The sequence below is a fragment of the Leisingera sp. NJS204 genome, from assembly GCF_004123675.1.
GTDB lineage: Bacteria > Pseudomonadota > Alphaproteobacteria > Rhodobacterales > Rhodobacteraceae > Leisingera.
In genome coordinates, this window is record NZ_CP035418.1 from 73,404 (window position 1) to 90,354 (window position 16,951).

General features: G+C 62.7%; 11 protein-coding genes and 2 pseudogenes. 3 read left to right on the forward strand and 10 right to left on the reverse strand.

The genetic code is table 11. The features are described from left to right. Positions 1 to 32 precede the first annotated feature (32 nt). Positions 33 to 871, reverse strand: a pseudogene (locus ETW24_RS20995) (IS5 family transposase). A 75-nt stretch (positions 872 to 946) separates the two neighbouring features. Continuing rightward, positions 947 to 1,786: pseudogene (locus ETW24_RS21000) on the reverse strand (IS5 family transposase). A gap of 549 nt (positions 1,787 to 2,335) precedes the next feature. Here ETW24_RS21000 and ETW24_RS21005 point away from each other — a divergent pair. After that, positions 2,336 to 4,753: a GcvT family protein gene (locus ETW24_RS21005; RefSeq protein ID WP_129373050.1), complete on the forward strand. Its 2,418-nt coding sequence runs from the start codon at positions 2,336 to 2,338 to the stop codon at positions 4,751 to 4,753. A 98-nt stretch (positions 4,754 to 4,851) separates the two neighbouring features. Here the strand turns inward: ETW24_RS21005 and ETW24_RS21010 are convergent, their stop codons facing one another. The 3 genes from ETW24_RS21010 to ETW24_RS21020 form a co-directional block, all read right to left on the reverse strand. Further along, entirely contained in the window at positions 4,852 to 5,238 is a 387-nt protein-coding gene (locus tag ETW24_RS21010; RefSeq protein WP_129373051.1) for a type II toxin-antitoxin system death-on-curing family toxin, read from the reverse strand. Continuing rightward, a complete protein-coding gene (locus tag ETW24_RS21015; RefSeq protein ID WP_024092785.1) occupies positions 5,235 to 5,459 on the reverse strand; it encodes an AbrB/MazE/SpoVT family DNA-binding domain-containing protein in 225 nt (74 codons plus the stop codon). The genes ETW24_RS21010 and ETW24_RS21015 overlap by 4 nt, the downstream gene beginning before the upstream one ends. 79 nt (positions 5,460 to 5,538) lie before the next feature. Beyond that, positions 5,539 to 6,426: a LysR substrate-binding domain-containing protein gene (locus ETW24_RS21020; protein ID WP_129373052.1), complete on the reverse strand. Its 888-nt coding sequence runs from the start codon at positions 6,424 to 6,426 to the stop codon at positions 5,539 to 5,541. Between the two features lie 210 nt (positions 6,427 to 6,636). Here ETW24_RS21020 and ETW24_RS21025 point away from each other — a divergent pair, with 210 nt between their 5' ends. Next, positions 6,637 to 7,989, forward strand: a complete 1,353-nt coding sequence (locus ETW24_RS21025; RefSeq protein WP_129373053.1) for an MmgE/PrpD family protein — start codon at positions 6,637 to 6,639, stop codon at positions 7,987 to 7,989. A gap of 30 nt (positions 7,990 to 8,019) precedes the next feature. Next, positions 8,020 to 9,558 (forward strand): trimethylamine methyltransferase family protein, encoded by a 1,539-nt coding sequence (locus ETW24_RS21030; protein WP_129373054.1) that lies wholly within the window; start codon positions 8,020 to 8,022, stop codon positions 9,556 to 9,558. 94 nt (positions 9,559 to 9,652) lie between these two features. Here ETW24_RS21030 and ETW24_RS21035 read toward each other — a convergent pair whose 3' ends face one another. From ETW24_RS21035 to ETW24_RS21055, 5 genes are all read right to left on the reverse strand, one after another. Then, entirely contained in the window at positions 9,653 to 10,393 is a 741-nt protein-coding gene (locus ETW24_RS21035) for a maleate cis-trans isomerase family protein (protein ID WP_129373055.1), read from the reverse strand. Beyond that, the gene (locus tag ETW24_RS21040) at positions 10,390 to 11,457 is read right to left on the reverse strand and encodes a pyridoxal phosphate-dependent aminotransferase (protein WP_129373056.1); all 1,068 of its coding nucleotides are present in this window, start codon (positions 11,455 to 11,457) and stop codon (positions 10,390 to 10,392) included. The genes ETW24_RS21035 and ETW24_RS21040 overlap by 4 nt, the downstream gene beginning before the upstream one ends. Beyond that, positions 11,454 to 13,115 carry a hydantoinase B/oxoprolinase family protein gene (locus tag ETW24_RS21045; protein ID WP_129373057.1) on the reverse strand — a complete coding sequence of 554 codons (1,662 nt, stop codon included), beginning with the start codon at positions 13,113 to 13,115 and terminating at the stop codon, positions 11,454 to 11,456. The genes ETW24_RS21040 and ETW24_RS21045 overlap by 4 nt, the downstream gene beginning before the upstream one ends. Continuing rightward, positions 13,115 to 15,226 carry a hydantoinase/oxoprolinase family protein gene (locus ETW24_RS21050; protein ID WP_129373058.1) on the reverse strand — a complete coding sequence of 704 codons (2,112 nt, stop codon included), beginning with the start codon at positions 15,224 to 15,226 and terminating at the stop codon, positions 13,115 to 13,117. The genes ETW24_RS21045 and ETW24_RS21050 overlap by 1 nt, the downstream gene beginning before the upstream one ends. A 262-nt stretch (positions 15,227 to 15,488) precedes the next feature. Beyond that, complete coding sequence (locus ETW24_RS21055) at positions 15,489 to 16,910, reverse strand: aldehyde dehydrogenase family protein (RefSeq protein ID WP_129373059.1); 1,422 nt, start codon at positions 16,908 to 16,910, stop codon at positions 15,489 to 15,491. Between the last annotated feature and the right edge of the window lie 41 nt (positions 16,911 to 16,951).

Below are 16,951 nucleotides of genomic sequence, written 5' to 3' on the forward strand. Positions count from 1 at the left end.
TCGAACTGCCTAGGCTCTGGACTCATTGAGTTTCAAAGCCAGTAGATAACGAGTGCTGCAAGCGCGATTGCTGACAGGAAGACTTTTGGGCATCTGTCGTATCGTGTCGCAACCCGCCGCCAGTCCTTCAGCCTGCCGAACATAATCTCAATCACTGCCCGGCAGGGCATTGCGCAGCAATGTCACGAGAGGGGCGGTTGCGCCGCCTATTTCGGCGTTTGTCGTAACCGATGGCTTTCTTGCGCTGCTTTCGACCGGAGATGCAGGCGCGTATCCCTTTGTCTTTCAACGCTTCTCTAAACCAATCGGCATCATACCCGCGATCTCCGAGAAGCCATTGGACGTCAGGCAGGCCACTCAGCAGCGCCTTTACACCGGTGTAATCACTGACCTGTCCGGCGGTCACGAACAGGTTCAGTGGACGCCCCTGGCTGTCACAGATTGCGTGCAGCTTAGTGTTCATGCCGCCCTTAGTGCGCCCCCTCTCGGGACATTGCTGCGCAACGCCCTGCCGGGCAAGGGATCAGGCGCCCGCGCCCCCCTTTTTAACCCCAAGACTGGAGGCCGTACGATGTGCCTTCAGGTAAGTCGCGTCGATCATCACGGTCTTTTCCTCACCGTTATCAGCAGCCAGACCGGCCATCATCTGGGCAAAGATGCCTTTGTCGCTCCACCGCTTCCAACGGTTGTACAAGGTCTTGTGCGGGCCGTAATCTTTGGGCGCATCACGCCAGCGCAAGCCATTGCGATTGATGAAGATAATTCCGCTCAGAACACGCCGGTCATCAACACGCGGCTTACCGTGGGACTTCGGGAAATAAGGCTCAAGACGGGCCATCTGCGAGTCCGTCAGCCAGAAAAGATCAGACATATCACCGCTCATTTTTCGAACCGTGAATCACGCCACCCACCGGAAATCAATGGGTCCTGAGCCTAGGGTCAGGATTCATAACCAATAGATGACGGTCGCGGCCAGAGCGATGGCTGAGAGGAAGACCTTGGGACAGCGATCATAGCGTGTCGCCACACGCCGCCAGTCTTTTAGCCTGCCGAACATGATCTCAATCACTGCCCGGCAGTGCATTGCGCAGCAATGTCACGAGAGGGGCGGTTGCGTCGTTTGTATCGGCGCTTGTCGTATTTGACCGGGGTCTTGCGTTGCTTTCTGCCGGGGATGCAGGCGCGTATCCCTTTGTCTTTCAACGCGTCCCTGAACCAGTCGGCGTCATAGCCACGATCCCCGTGCAACCAGTCGACCTTTGGCAGGCTACTGAGCAGTGCCCGCGCGCCGATGTAGCCGCTGACTTGGCCGGCGGTGACGAACAGGTTGAGCGGCCGCCCTTGGCTATCGCAGATGGCGTGCAGTTTGGTGTTCATGCCGCCCTTGGTCCGACCGATCAGGCGTCCACGCCCCCCTTTTTCGCGGCCATGCTGGTCGCAGTGCGGTGTGCCTTCAAATAGGTCGCGTCCGCTGCCCGGCAGGGCATTGCGCAGCAATGTCCCGAAAGGGGATCATCACGGTCTTTTCCTCGCCGTGTTCGACAGCCAGGCCGACCATCATCTGCGCGAAGATGCCTTTCTCGCTCCAACGCTTCCATCGGCTGTACAGCGTCTTGTGCGGAGCATATTCCCGCGGCGCATCCCGCCAGCGCAACCCATTGCGATTGATGAAGATAATCCCACTCAACACCCGCCTGTCATCGACCCGTGGCTTGCCGTGAGACTTCGGGAAGAAAGGGGCAAGTTTGGCCATCTGCTCGTCGGTCAGCCAGTAAAGGTCGCTCATGTCACCGCACCGTTTGCTAATCATAGGGACGGACCACTTCTTTGGGGGAGGCTCAAGCTGGCCCTTTCACGGCGCGCCGCGCCGTCTGGCCCCCGATTGCACACTGTGCGGTTGGGGAATTGAAGGAAAGAACCTGGCCAGGTGTGAGCTTCAGTCCTGCTCAATACGGCTGTTTCAGTCAACAGGTGCGCTGATCTTCGGAGGGGAAACGGATCCCTTCAGCATGTAGAAGGCAGAGATCACATAAGTCATTGTTTTAAAATAAAACCACCGGCCGAAGATCGGCCGGTGGCAATTAACCTCGTGTCAGAATGGCAGAAAACCCCCACCAATGGCAGTTATTTCTTGGGTCCGACATCAGTCAACAGGAGACGCTTCACTGCAAGGGTAAGCCGGGTCCGATGACCAAAGAAATCCGGGGGCATTGGGTCTGAATTCTTCACGGGTCATCCCAGCCCCCCGCAACTAGGGTCTCGGTTAAGGAATTGGCGGCACTTCCGGGCCTGCAGGGCGTGCCGCATCCCACACGCAGGCAAGGGAAACAAACGCATGAAAACCCATGCACAGGCAGTTGTGATCGGCGGGGGCCTGGTCGGCTGCTCTATCCTCTACCACCTCGCGAAACTTGGCTGGACCGACGTGGTTCTGCTGGAACGCGACGAGCTGACCGCCGGCTCCACCTGGCACGCGGCGGCCAACATCCACGGGCTGCACGACAACAACAACGTGACCCGCGTTCAGCACTACACGATGAATCTTTACAAGGAACTGGAGAAGGAAACCGGCCAGGGCTGCGGCGTGTTCCAGCCCGGCTCGCTGTACCTGGCCAAGACCGAACAGCGCGAGCACCAGTTGCGCCTGCAGGAGGCCAAGGCGAAGTATTATGGCCTGAACTTCCACGAGGTCAGCCGCGAACAGGCCAAGGAGCTGCACCCGCTGGCGCAGTTCGACGATATCCGCTGCATCATGTTCGAACCCGACGGCGGCAACGTGGACCCTTCGGGCGTGACCATGGCCTATGCGGCCGGCGCCCGCGCCATGGGTGCGCAGATCGAACGGTTCTGCCCGGTGACCGGCACCGAACAGCAGCCCGACGGCAGCTGGATCGTGAAGACCGACAAGGGCGACATACATACGCAATGGGTGGTGAACGCAGGTGGTCTTTGGGGCCGAGAGGTGGCGGCGATGGCGGGCCTCACCCTGCCGCTGCAGCCGACCGAACACCAGTATTTTGTGACCGAGTCCATCGACGAAGTGGCAAACATGGGCCGCCGCCTGCCTTCGATCGCGGACCGTGACGGCGAATACTACTTCCGGCAGGAGGGCAACGGCTTCCTGATCGGCGCTTATGAAAAGGACATGCGGTTCTGGGCCGAAAACGGCACGCCCTTGGACTTTGCCCATGAGCTGTTCCCCGACGATCTGGACCGGATCATGGAGAACGTTATCCGCGCCACCGAACGGGTGCCCTGCGCCGAAACAGCCGGCGTCAAGCGCGTGATCAACGGCCCGATGATCTGGTCGCCGGATTCCAACGCAATCTGGGGCCCGGTGCCGGAACTGAAAAACTACTTCTGCTGCACCGGCATTATCCCCGGCTTCTCGCAGTCCGGCGGCCTTGGCCTGCTGGCCGCCCAGTGGATGATCGAGGGCGAGCCGCAATACGACATGTTCGCCTGGGATCTGGCGCGTTTTGGCGACTGGGCCGACAAGGCATTCACCAAATCCCGCGTCGAAGACCAGTATGCACACCGGTTCGCCATTCACTTCCCGAACGAGGAACGCAGCGCCGGCCGTCCGGCCCGTGTGCGCCCCGCATATGAAATGCAGCAGGAACTGGGCTGCGTCTTTGGCCTGAACTGCGGCTGGGAACATCCGCTGTGGTTCTCCGGCACCCCCGGCACCAAGGACACCAACAGCTTCAACCGCCAGAACTGGTGGGAGCCGGTGGGCCGCGAGGTCAGCATGCTGCGCGAAAACGTCGGCGTGATCGACATCTCGAACTTCGCCAACTACGTGGTCAAGGGTCCGGGCGCGTTTGACTGGCTGGACAAGCTGGTCGCCAACAAGGTGCCAACCGAAGCGGGCCGTTCCTGCCTGACCCCGCTGATTTCGGTCCGCGGCGGCGTGGCCGGCGATTTCACCATCACCAAGGTAGCGGATGACGAATACATGATGGTCGGCTCCGGCATGGCGGAACGCTATCACCAGCGCTTTTTCAACATGGTCGAGCTGCCGGAAGGCACCACATTCGAGGTCGCCACCAACCGCATCGCGGGTTTCAACGTGGCCGGTCCGAAATCCCGCGACATGCTGCAGCGGCTGACCAATGCGGATCTGAGCAATGAAAACTTCCGCTTCATGCGCTCGCGCACCATCGAGGTGGCGGGGGTGGAATGCCTGGCAATCCGGGTGTCCTTCACTGGCGATCTGGGCTGGGAACTGCACTGTGCCGAGGACGACCAGGTCAAACTGTACTCTGCCCTGCTGGCAGCTGCCGCAGAGTTCGGCGGCGGCCCGGTTGGCGGCCGCGCGCTGGGGAGCTTACGGATCGAAAAGGGCTATGGCTCCTGGGGCCGCGAGTACAGCCAGGAATACTGGCCGCAGGAGGTGGGCCTGGCCGGTCTCATCAAGCTGGACAAGGATTTCCTCCACAAGGACGCCTATCTGAAGGTCAAGGACAACGCCCCGCGCGAAATGCTGTCCGCCTTCGAGATCGACGCGGTGAACGATGCCGATGCTTCTGGCGGTGAGCCCATTTTCACGCCCGAAGGCAAACCGGTGGGCCGGGTGACGTCTGGTGCCTATGGCTACTCCGTCGGCAAGTCGCTGGCGCTGGGATACGCGAACCCTGCAGTTGCCAAACCCGGTGACGAGGTCGAGGTTTTCATCCTGGGCAAGCCGCATAAGGCGCGTATTCTGGAAGCGGCGGCCTTTGATCCCTCCGGCGCACGGCTGCGGGCCTGATCAGGATTGAGCACTTGGCCCGTCGCGTCTGCGGCGGGCACGCGTCCGCCCGCCCCACGGCGGGCGCGCACCGTGATACTTCCAGGCAAGGCGCTGGTTCAGATCGGCGCCATTCCCGCTGTCAGCCATTCTGCAAATGCAGCCTCATCCACATCCCCCGTGGCGAGGTCTTCCATCATCCGCACGCCCTCCACCGGGTCCGGGCGGAACTGGTAGCCATTGAGGCGCAGAAAGGTCACAGCGGTCACAAAGGCCGTGCGCTTGTTGCCATCGACAAAGGCATGCGCCTTGGCGATGCCAAATGCATAAGCCGCGGCAACCTCGGCCACTCCCGCGTCCGAATAGGCTGCCAAATTCATCGCCCGCGCACAGCCCATTTCGAGCAGTGCCTTGTCGCGCATCCCCGCAGCGCCGCCATGGCGGGCGATCTGCCGGTCATGAAAAACTATGACGGCGGCCAGCGGCACCCATTTAAAGCGGCTCACGCCAGGGCCTGAAGCAAATCCCGGTTCTCGTCCATCACAATCTCAGCCGCGGCCAGCGCCTCGGCCACCGAGGGATCATGCGCCATCACCCGCAGGCTGCCATCATCGCCGCGCACCACAAACAGCGTATCGCCTTCCTTGGCGTCCAGCATCGTCAGCATCTCCGTCGTCAGCGTGATGACGGCAGAGTTTCCGACTTTCCTGATCTTGGTCTCAATCATTGGCAGGCCTCGCGTATATATACCCGTATATACGCTGAATGCCGCCAAATTTCAATGCCGCCTGCAGGCAACGTTAAAGCTACAGTTCCATCCCCGCCGCGGCCTTCAGCAGCCAAGTCTTGAAATGCTTGACCGAGGGCGTCGCCGCCTTGTCCTTGAACGTGGCGAAATAGGTCCACGGGCAGTCGAGATCAAAGGCGAAGGGCGCCACCAGCCGCCCGGCCTCCACATGGCTCCGCACCAGGGATTTCGGCAAAACCACGCAGCCAAGCGCGTTGACCGCAAATTCCAGCCCCATATTGGAGGAGTTGGTCTGCAAGCCGCCCCTCAGTTCAATCCCGGACAGCCCATAATGCTTGGCGATTTTCTCCCAATAGATCGGGCGGCCCAGAATGTGGATCAGCTTGGCCTCCATCAGCTGCTCCGGCCTGCTCAGCGCCGCGCCATTCACCCGGAAGTCAGGGGAGCAGACCAGCGCCAGTTTTTCATCCCACAGTTTGACCGCCGGCCCCATCACATCATCGACATGGTTGATGGTGATCGAAATGTCCGAAACGTTGGTCTCCACATCCACCCAGATGGTGCTGTGAATGGTCAGATCGATATCGGGATGCACCTTGGTGAAATCCTCGATCACGTCGATCAGCCATTTCTCTGCCAGGCTGACCGGGCAGGAAATCACCACCTCCCGTTTGTGGCTTTGCGAGATCAACAGCTGGGTGGCACTATCGATCTCCTGCAGCGCGTGTCGGACCGAAGGCAGATAGGCCTCGCCCACATCCGTCAGCGACAAGGACCGCGGGTGCCGTACGAACAACGGCCGGCCGATGAATTCCTCCAGGCTGCGCACGTGGTTCGACACCGCCGACTGGGTGCAGTTCAGCTCATCCGCCGCCGAAGTGAAGCTAAGATAGCGGGCGGCGGCCTCAAACGAGCGCAGGAAAGTCAGGTGGGGGAGATTCTTCATCAGGCGGTCCGCTGGCGGTTTCGGGGCCATGTTCACATGCTTTGGAATGCGCCGCAATTCCCAAGGGTTAGCGGCCCGGAATGGTCAAAAAACGACGTCTAACACGCATTTCACGAAATAACCCATCCCTATGACCCCGGTTTATTTGCGGGTCACCGGATCCAGGACACCCTAGCCTGACGCGGAAACCGCCCCTGCGAGAGATCCGCCATGACCGCCACTTTCGACCGCGCCGCCGACTTCACCTTCGGCCTCACCCCCGCCGCTCTGCCGGACAGCACCCGCAAGGCGGCAGCACTGATGTTCCTCGACACCTTGGGCATCACCATCGGCGCCACCCCGATGGAGGCCGGCCGCATCGCCCGCGAAACCGCCGTGGCGCTTTATGGCTGCGGCGAGCCTGGATTGGCGGCGCGCATGTTGTTCGACGGCCGCAGGGTAAGCGTCGCAGGCGCCGCCTATGCCGCCGCCGCCGCCACCGACAATCTGGACGGCCATGACGGCTATTACCCGACCAAGGGCCACATCGGTGTGGTGGTGATCCCGGCAATTGCGGCGCTGGCAGAAACCGTGCCGGATTTTTCGGGACCGGAGGTGCTGGCGATCACCACACTGGGCTATGAGCTGGCGGGCCGCGCGGCGCTGTCGCTGCACAGCACCGTCAGCGACTACCACACCTCCGGCGCCTGGAACGCCCTGGGGGTTGCAGCCATTGCAGCCCGGATGCGCGGCCTCAGCCGCACCCAGCTGCGCGAGGCGCTGGGGATTGCCGAATTCCACGGCCCGCGCAGTCAGATGATGCGCGAGATCGCCAACCCCTCGATGCTGCATGACGGCTCCGGCTGGGGGGCGATGGCGGGCATGTCCTCGGCAATTCTGGCCGAGAAAGGTTTTACCGGCGCGCCCGCGATCACCCTCGAGGAAGACCGGGTTGCGGAATACTGGCAGGACCTAGGCAGCTTCTGGCAAATGGAGCATCAATACGTGAAGCCCTACCCGATCTGCCGCTGGGCCCATGCGCCGATCGACGCTCTGCGCCAGGTGATGCTGGAGCACGATCTGACCCATGAACAGATCGCCAGGATCCGCATCAACACCTTTCACGAAAGCGCCTGCCTCTATCCCGGCATCCCGTCGACCACCAGCCAGGCGCAGTATTCGCTGGGCTTTGCCGTCGCAACCCAGGCCGCCTATGGCCGGATCGGGGTTGAACATATCACCGGCGAGGGGCTTGCAGATCCGCTGGTGGCCTCGATCCACCAGCGGATTTCGGTCGCCGAGGCCGCGCGCCATTCGGTGCGCTTCCCGGTTTGCCGGGTTGCCGATGTGGTGGTGACGCTAACCGACGGGCGGGTGATAGAGAGCGGCGACGTGCATGCCCGCGGCGGCCCCGAGGCGCCATTCTCGCAGGCGGATGTGGTGCGCAAATTCATGGAATTTGCCGCCCCGGTGCTGGGCGAGGCCCGCGCCAGCGGCATCCGCGATGCGGTGCTGGGGTTCACCAGCGACGGCAGCAAATTCTCCGGTCTGGGCCGTCTGATCTACGATGCGCCGGAAACCTAAGCCTGCAAACTGACCAGAAAGATGAAAGACATGGCACGTGAAAGACGCGGCGGCGGACGCCGCGGGAAATCCAGCCGATCCGGCGGCAGTATCGAACAGCTGCCGTGGCAACAGGTGAAAAACACCTATCCGCCGTTTAAGCTGCTGAACCCGGACCAGATGGACCAGCTGCACGTCACCTCGATGCGGATCCTGTCGGAGGTCGGCATCCGGGTGATGGGCGATAATGTCATGGACATCTTCGAGTGTGCAGGCGCCATCGTTGACCGGGACAGCAAGACCATCCGCATGGATGAAAGCCTCGTCATGGAGGCGCTGAAGACGGTGCCGCGCACCTTCACACTGACCGCGCGCAACCGCGCCAAGCAGATCACCCTGGGCGGCAACAACGTGACCTTCGGCCTGGTGGCCGGACCGCCCAATGTGCATGACTGCATCAATGGGCGCCGGTCAGGCAACCTCACTGATTATCAGAACTTCATCAAGCTGGCGCATCACTTCAACGCCATCCACTTGATCGGCAACCAGGTGACCGCGCCGCTGGAGCTGCCCGCCAACAACCGTCATCTGGACACTTATCTGGCCAACCTGACCTATTCGGACCTATCGTTCCACTGTTCCGCCATCGGCCGCGGCCGGGCTCTGGACGGGATCAACATGATGGCGATCACCCGAGGCCAGAAACCGGAAGATATGAAGGGGGATCCGGGCGTCATCACCATCATCTCAGTCAACTCGCCGCGGCTGTTCGACGATGCGATGGGCGACGGGCTGATTGCCATGGCAGAGTACGGCCAGCCGGTGACAGTGACGCCGTTCACCCTGATGGGCGCCATGACCCCGGTGACCTTGCCCGCCGCCTTGGCGCAGCAGAATGCCGAGGCGCTGTTCGGGGTGGTGCTGACCCAGCTGGTCAATCCCGGCACCCCGGTGATGTACGGCTCTTTCACGTCAAACGTCGACATGCGCTCCGGCGCGCCGGCCTTTGGCACGCCGGAAAACGCCAAGGCCAATATCGCCGGCGGCCAGCTGGCGCGGCGCTATGGCATCCCCTACCGGACCTCCAACGCCAATGCCTCCAACGCGGTGGACCTGCAGGCGGCCTATGAAACCATGATGGCCACCTGGGGCGCGGTGCTGGGCGGTGCCAATGTGATCTATCACGCGGCCGGCTGGCTGGAGGGCGGCCTGACCGCGTCTTATGAGAAATTCATTATGGATGTGGAGATCATCCAGAACATGATCGAATTCCTGAAGCCGATGAAATTCGACGCCGATGAGCTGGGCTTTGACGCCATCCAGTCGGTGCCCGCCGGCGGCCATTTCTTTGGCGCCGGGCACACCATGGCACGCTATGAAACCGCGTTCTACACCCCGATGCTGTCGGACTGGCAGAACTACGAGAATTGGGAAGCGGCCGGCGCCAAGGATGCGCTGAGCCGCGCCACCGGCCTCTGGCAGCAGGCGCTGCGGGATTATGCGGAACCGCCGATGGATCCGGCCATCAAGGAAGAGCTGGAGGCCTATGCGGCCAAGCGGCGCGAGGAAATCGGGTCCGGCGAGCCTTGAGAAGGCGGGTGCGAGGGGCCTGCCCCTCGCGCTCCCCGGAGTATTTTGGGAAAGATGAAACAGTCAGGGACCGGCAGGCACCCTGGTCTTCGTTTTACAGCAATTCGAACAACCGGCCCGGCACATTGCTTTGACGGGGCAGCCCGAGCGCCCGCATCACCGCAAACATCATTGCCTGGTTTGAAGTGACAACCGGTTTATCAAGCGCCGTTTCGATCCGGCTGACAGCCTCAACCGCACGCATGTCCGTGCAGCTGAGCACAATGGCCTGGGCTTCCGGGTGATCGGCCTGGCGGGCCAGGTCGAATACCTCCTCCGGTGTCAGCTCCCCCTGGCCGTAGTTGCCAAGCTCGCGCCCCGCATCGGCGCATTTCACTGTGGCAATCCGGTTCTGCGACAGGAAGTCCATTGCTTGCGTGTTGATCTCGCCCAGGTAGGGAGAGGAGAAGCCCACTTTGGTTGCGCCGAGGGCCTTGATCGCGTCAACCAGCGCCCCGGCAGCGGTAAAGGACAGCGCGCCGCAGCCTGCCTTGATGTCCTGCGCCAGCTTCTTATCAAACTCCGGCCCATGGGTCAGCGTTGCCGAGGTGCAACCGTAAAGCACCACATCAGGGCGCACGCCCGAGATCATCCTGAGATCATGGCTGATGTCGGAGACGCCAAGCCCGGCCATCTGATTGGAACCCGGGATCTCGTCCACATCATAACCTCCCAAGCGCTGAAAGTGCACCGTGGTACCCGGTGCGCGCATCAGCATCATGTCCGGTTCCAGATTGGTGTTGGTGTAAGGCACCAGCACGCCGATTTTCGCGCGGGTGCGGGTTTCATGAGTCATGTGAGCACTCCTTTCAGCACCGCCAGCGCCCGGTCCATCACGTTCTGGCTGCTGATGGTGGCGCGCAGGCAATCGCTGAGGCCATAGCCGCCCATGCCGCGCATCAGCAGCTTTTCCGCCCGCAGCGCCGCATCCGCTGCCTGCGCCTGCACGGGCGAGGCAAAGCGCATCAGCACGAAATTGGTGTGGCTTTGCGGCACCGTCAGCCCCAGCGCGCGGCAGCCCGCGGCAAAGCCATCACGGATCGCGGCAGTTTTGGCCACTGTATCACGCATATGCGCCTGGTCCTGCATTGCTGCTGCCGCCATCACCTGTGACGGGATGGAGATATTGTTTGGGTTCAACAGCTTGCGCACTTCGCCCGCGATCTGAGGCGGGAAATAGCCCCAACCTGCCCGGGCACCTGCCAGACCATAAGCCTTGGACAATGTGCGCATCACCACGGTATCGCCGCGCTCTGCCAGGGCGAAGATTTCGGCAGGGTTGTTTTCCGCATCGGCAAACTCGGCATAGGCCTGATCCACCACCAGCAGCACATCTGCAGGCAGGCCCGCGCGCAGGCGCTGAATTTCAGCGTTGGGGATCAGCGTTCCGGTAGGATTGCCAGGATTGCAGACAAAGACAATACGGGTTTGCGGCGTAACGGCGGCAAGAATGTCATCGACTGAGACCGTAAGCGCCCGTTCCCGCGCCTTGACGTACTCCGCCTGCACCTGGGCCGAGGCCGAGGACACAAAGGCATAGCCGTAATCGGTGCCCAAGACCCTGTCGCCCGGCCCGGCAAAGGCGCGGATCAGGCAGGTGATCAGCTCCATCGAACCGGCGCCGCACAGCACCTTGGCCGGGTCCAGCCTGTGTACCTCCGCCACCGCGGCGCGCAGATCGGGCCATTCCGGGTCCGGATAAAGCGGCATCTGATCCAGCACCCTCTTGCCTGCCGCAATCGCCGCCGGGCTGGCAGCAAAGGCGCTTTCGTTCTGGGCGAGGGAAATGACCCCCTCGCCGCCGAGATCCGCCAGCGCATAAGGCGCCATGGCGGCAACATGCGGAACGGCGCGGATCATTTGGCACCTCCATAGGCGCTTGCGCCTTCCGCGGTCACCAGCCCGCGTTTCAGATCCAGCGCCAGGGCGTCCGGGTCGCGTTCCGCCGGGTCGCCAAAACCGCCGCCGCCTGGGGTTTCAAAGATCAGATAGTCGCCTGCCTCCACCCGCAGCTCGCCCTTGCCGGGGATGTCCTGCCCGCCATCGCGCAAGCGGATGCGGCCCGGGGCGCCGGGTAAACCGCCCATCCTGCCAAGCGCCGGGAACTTCAGCCGCTCCACCGACAGGAACACGATGAAGGGCGCATCGTTGGAGGCGGTCATTTCGATCCGCTGGCCCAGCCCGCCGCGATATTTGCCGGCCCCGCCGGAGTCAGGCCGCAGCTCTCGCCGCCACAGGATGACCGGGGCAACCGACTCGGTGATTTCCACCTGGCTGCCATAGACGCCAGAGGGATAGGCAGTCGCCGACAGCCCGTCCGCGTTGGGCCGCGCTCCGGTGCCGCCATTGTGGACCGGCTCAATGGCGAATTCGCGGCCGCCGCCTCGGGCCACTTCGGGTGCGTGGCGCATCGGCAGGTCGAACATGCAGCTGGCGCCTTCGGCCGGCACCTGATCGGGCAGCGCCTGATGCAAGCAACCCAGCACCAGATCCGGCGTCACCTGCCCCAGCGTGTGGCGCATCGCGACCGGCACCGGGCGTCGCGCGTTCAGGATGCAGCCCTTGGGGCCATCCACCGTGAACAGCTCCAAAGACCCGGCATTGTTGGGAATATCCGGCCCCACAATGCAGCGCAGCGCAAACACGGTATAGGCGGTGGCATAGTTCAAGGGCACGTTGATACCCTTCTTGGAACAGCCCGAGGTGCCGGTGAAATCCACATGCATTCCGGTTTTGGAGACCGTCAGCGTTGCGTGCAGCTCCAGCTCATTCTCATAGCCGTCCATTTTCAGGACGTTCTTGTAGACGCCTTCTGGCACTTCCGCGATCGCCTCCAGCGTGCCGCGGCGGGAGGTGTCGATGATGTAGGCGCCCAAGGCATCCAGATCATCGATGCGGAACTCCTCCATCATGTCCACAAGCCGCGCCGCCCCCGCCTCGCAGCAGGCAATCAGCGCGTAAATATCGCCCTCATTGGCAACCGGCTCGCGGCTGTTGGCACGGATGATGTCCATCAGCAGCGCATTCAGCTCGCCTTCCTCGACCAGCTTGCAGGGCGGGATCAGCAGACCCTCGTCATAGATGTCGGAGCCCTCCGGCCCCATGCCCAGACCGCCCAGATCCACCAGATGCGAGGTGCAGGAGGTGAAGCCCACCACCTTGCCCCCCTTGAAGGCGGGCATCATCAAAAGGAAGTCGTTCAGATGCCCTGAGGCCAGCCAGGGATCGTTGGTCATGTAGATATCGCCGGGCTTCATGGTCTGCACCGGGAAGCGTTCGCGCAGATGCAGCACCGCTTCGGCCATGGTGTTGATATGGCCGGGCGTGCCGGTCACGGCCTGGGCCAGCATCCGGCCCTGCACATCAAAGATGCCGGCCGAGATGTCGCCGCATTCACGCACGATGGGGCTAAACGCGGCGCGGATCAGGGTCTGGCCCTGCTCCTCAACCACCGCTAGCAGGCGGTTCCACATGACTTGAAGGCGGGCCGGCGAGAGATCGTGTGAGAGGTCGGCCATCATGCGCCTCCTTTCTGGTCGTCTTTCTGATCCTGGATCAGGACGAGGTTGCCAATTGCGTCCACATGGGCAGAGAAATCCGCCGAGACCAGCGTGGTGGTTTGCGGTTCGGTGATCAGAGCGGGGCCGCAAACCTGGTCGCCGGGCCGCAAGCTGTCGCGCGGGACAAATGCTGCTTGCTTCACCGTGCCATCCACGTCGCAGGTGATCGGGCGGAAGGCTGCGGCACAGATGTTCTTGAGTTCCGGCGTTTCCGGCACCGCCGTGACCCCAGCGTCCGGCGTCGCCACCCGCACCGCCCAGTTCAGGATCTCGATCTTCATACCCGGCACCGGGCGCGAGAACTGCTTGGCGTACTCACGCTCAAACGCCGCGGTCAGGGGGCCACGATCCTCAGCCGTCAGATCGCGGTCCGGCAGGGTGATCTCAATCTCATGCCCCTGCCCGTTATAACGCATGAAGGCGGTGCGCCGGATCTCTGTTTCCGCGTCGCCAGCGCCCTGTGCCACCACCGATTTCGCCTCGTCGATCATCTGGGCAAACAGGCTGTTGATGCCGCCCAAACCCATGGTTTCGAGCAGCGAATAACGCGAGCGCACGATCTCGAAACTGACCGGCGCAAACAGGAACCCCACAGCCGACCCGACACCCGGGTTCGGCGGGATCAAGATGCGCGACACGCCTGCCGAGCGCGCCACCCGGCTTGCATGCAGCGGGCCGTTGCCGCCAAATGCAATCATGGTGCGCGGCCCCAGATCCTTGCCCGATTCCACGGCATGCATCCGCCCGGCGCTGGCCATGCTTTCATCAACAATGCGGCTGACGCCATCGGCGGCGCCAACGCCGTCCAGCTCCAGCCGTGAACCGATCACCCGCCCCAGCGCCTCCTTGGAGGCTGCCGGGTCGATCTTGATAAACCCTTCGGCAAAAGTATCCGGCACGATGTAGCCCAGCGTAATGTCGCTGTCGGTCACCGTCGGTTCCGTCCCGCCGCGCCCGAACGCCACCGGGCCGGGTTCAGACCCCGCTGATTTCGGCCCCACGGTCAGCCGCCCCAGCCGGTCCACCCCGGCAATGGAGCCGCCGCCCGCACCAATCTCGATCATCTCGATCACCGGGATGCGCACCGGCATGCCCGACCCTTTGATGAACCGCGCCGCGCGGGCGATTTCAAACTGGCGCGAGGTTTGCGGGCGGGCGTTATCAATCAGGCACAGCTTGGCTGTGGTGCCGCCGACGTCGAATGACAAGACCTGATCCAGCCCCGCCTGTGCCGCGATACGGGCGGCAAGGATTGCACCGCCGGCGGGTCCGCTCTCCACCAGCCGGACCGGAAAGCGCGCCGCGGTCTGGATGGTGCACATGCCGCCGCCGGCGGTCATCATCAGGATCGGGCAGGTCACGCCTTCCGCCGCAAACTGGTCGGCAAAGCGCGCGAGGTAGGTCTCCATCAGCGGCTGGATACAGGCATTGGCCACGGTGGTGCAAAGCCGGTCGAATTCCCGCGCCTCGGGGCTGACCTCGGACGAGATCGACACCGTCAGGCCGGGACGGCGCTCAGCCAAGGCATCCCGCAGCCAGCGTTCATGATCCGGATTGGCGTAAGAATGCATCAGGCAGACCGCCACCGCATCAGCACTGCAGGCATCCAGCCCGGCAATCAGCGCGTCGACCGCGCTGTCCTCCATGCCGATCAGCACCTCGCCCGCGGCCGACATCCGTTCGCGGATGGTCAGCGCGCGTTCGCGCGGCACCAGCAGGCCGGGCTTTTCCAGATTGATGTCATACTGCGAATAACGCCGCTCATAGGCGATTTCCAGAATGTCCCGGAACCCCTCGGTGGTCACCGTCGCCACCGTTGCCCCGCGCCGCTCGATCAGCGCGTTGGTGGCCAGCGTGGTGCCATGGATGAAGCCCGTCACTTCCCCCAGAGAACGCCCCGATTGCGCCATCACCCGTGCGGCACCTTCCATGGCGCCGTCTGCCGGGTTCTGATGGGTGGTCAGGGTCTTGGCCGAGGCCAGAATCGTGTCTTCGCCCGCCACCAGAACAGTGTCGGTAAAGGTGCCGCCTATATCAATGGCAAGGCGCAGCGTGTTTGAGGCTGTCATGTTTCATTCCAAAGTCTGCCTTTAGGGATCCGTCCAACGCCCGGTCAGGGCTGACAGACTTCAGGCAGCGACCAGATTGCATCCGGTTGCGCGGCGATCCATGCGTTTGGGAATGAAGGTGTGCTTCATGCTTGTATTCTGCGGTGCAGCCCCTCGGACAGCTTGGCGGATTGCGACATGTAAATTGTCTGATTGCGCCGCAAAACCCACAGGCAGCAGCCTTCCCCTCCCGGCAGCAAATTCCGCCGGAAGGGGAAATGACTTAGCCGAAGTGCAGGGTTTTGACTTCCTGATAGTCCTCCAGCCCCAGCATGCCGCCTTCGCGGCCGTTGCCGGACTGTTTGTAGCCGCCAAAAGGCGAGCCGTAGTTGAAGCCGCCGCCGTTGATATGCACGGCACCTGCCCGCAGGCGGGCGGCGACACGTTCCGCGCGTTCCGGGTTGCCGGTCTGCAAATAGGCCGCCAGGCCATAAGGCGTGTCGTTGGCGATGCGGATGGCGTCTTCTTCATCCTCAAACGGGATGATCACCAGGACCGGGCCAAAGATCTCTTGCTGCGCGATCGCCATCCCGTTGGTCACATCGGCAAAAACCGTCGGGCGCACGTACCAGCCCTTGTCCAGCCCTTCGGGACGGCCCAGTCCGCCCGCCAGTACCGTGGCGCCTTCGTCAATGCCCGTTTGGATCATCGACTGTACCCGGTCGAACTGGATGCGGTCGAACATCGGGCCGATGTGGCCGCCCTCCTGCGCAGGATCACCAACCGCCTGCCCTTCAGCTGCCGCCTTGGCAATCTCCAGCACTTGATCGTAACAGCTGCGCTCCACCAGCATCCGGGTCGGCGCGTCACAGCTTTGGCCGGTGTTATACATGCACTCCAGCACCGAGGCCGTTACCTTCTCCGGCAGATCGGCATCGGCGAACACCAGGTTCGGGGACTTGCCCCCCAGTTCCAGCGTCACCCGTTTGACCGTTTCCGCGGAATCCTTGGCCACCGCAACGCCCGCCCGGGTTGAACCGGTAAAGGACATCATGTCCACGTCCCTGTGCCGCGACAGCCCCGCACCCACGGTTGGCCCGTCGCCATGGATCAGGTTGAACACACCGGCGGGATAGCCCGCATCATGGATCATCTGCGCATAGACCGCTGCCGACACCGGCGTGTGCTCTGACGGTTTCAGCACGCAGGTGGACCCGGTCGCAAGCGCCGGCAGCACCTTCAGCGCGATCTGGTTCACCGGCCAGTTCCACGGCGTGATCAACCCGCAAACGCCAATCGGCTCGCGTACCAGAATGTCGCCGTTGGGCAGGGTTTCGCGCAGCTCCTGGGTTTTCAGCGCCTCAAGAATCCCCTCCAAATGGCCGATGCCCGCATCCGCCTGGGCGTCGCGCGCCATCGAGATCGGCGCGCCCATTTCCGCGCTCAATGCCTGCGCCATCTCCTCGCGGCGCGCGTTGCTGATCTCCAGCAACCGCTCCAAAAGCGCGATCCGCTCATCGCGCGAAGTGCGGGAGAAACTCTCAAACGCCGCTTTGGCCGCCGCCACCGCGGCGTTCACATCCACTTCGTCGCCCAGGATTATTGTCCCGATCCGGCCCTCGGTCGCGGGGTTCAGAACCGGGAATTCGCGGCTGGAATGCGGTGTCACCCAGGCGCCGCCGATATAGAATTTTTGCAGGTCCATCAGATCAGTCTCACTTTTGCGTGGTGATTTCGGTTCAGAAG

Coding starts and splice junctions, on each gene's coding strand:
- ETW24_RS21030 (WP_129373054.1), top strand. CDS start 8,020: ATGGCACGTGAAAGACGCGGCGGCGGACGCCGCGGGAAATCCAGCCGA.
- ETW24_RS21055 (WP_129373059.1), bottom strand. CDS start 16,910: ATGGACCTGCAAAAATTCTATATCGGCGGCGCCTGGGTGACACCGCAT.
- ETW24_RS21045 (WP_129373057.1), bottom strand. CDS start 13,115: ATGGCCGACCTCTCACACGATCTCTCGCCGGCCCGCCTTCAAGTCATG.
- ETW24_RS21035 (WP_129373055.1), bottom strand. CDS start 10,393: ATGACTCATGAAACCCGCACCCGCGCGAAAATCGGCGTGCTGGTGCCT.
- ETW24_RS21005 (WP_129373050.1), top strand. CDS start 2,336: ATGAAAACCCATGCACAGGCAGTTGTGATCGGCGGGGGCCTGGTCGGC.
- ETW24_RS21040 (WP_129373056.1), bottom strand. CDS start 11,457: ATGATCCGCGCCGTTCCGCATGTTGCCGCCATGGCGCCTTATGCGCTG.
- ETW24_RS21020 (WP_129373052.1), bottom strand. CDS start 6,426: ATGAAGAATCTCCCCCACCTGACTTTCCTGCGCTCGTTTGAGGCCGCC.
- ETW24_RS21025 (WP_129373053.1), top strand. CDS start 6,637: ATGACCGCCACTTTCGACCGCGCCGCCGACTTCACCTTCGGCCTCACC.
- ETW24_RS21015 (WP_024092785.1), bottom strand. CDS start 5,459: ATGATTGAGACCAAGATCAGGAAAGTCGGAAACTCTGCCGTCATCACG.
- ETW24_RS21050 (WP_129373058.1), bottom strand. CDS start 15,226: ATGACAGCCTCAAACACGCTGCGCCTTGCCATTGATATAGGCGGCACC.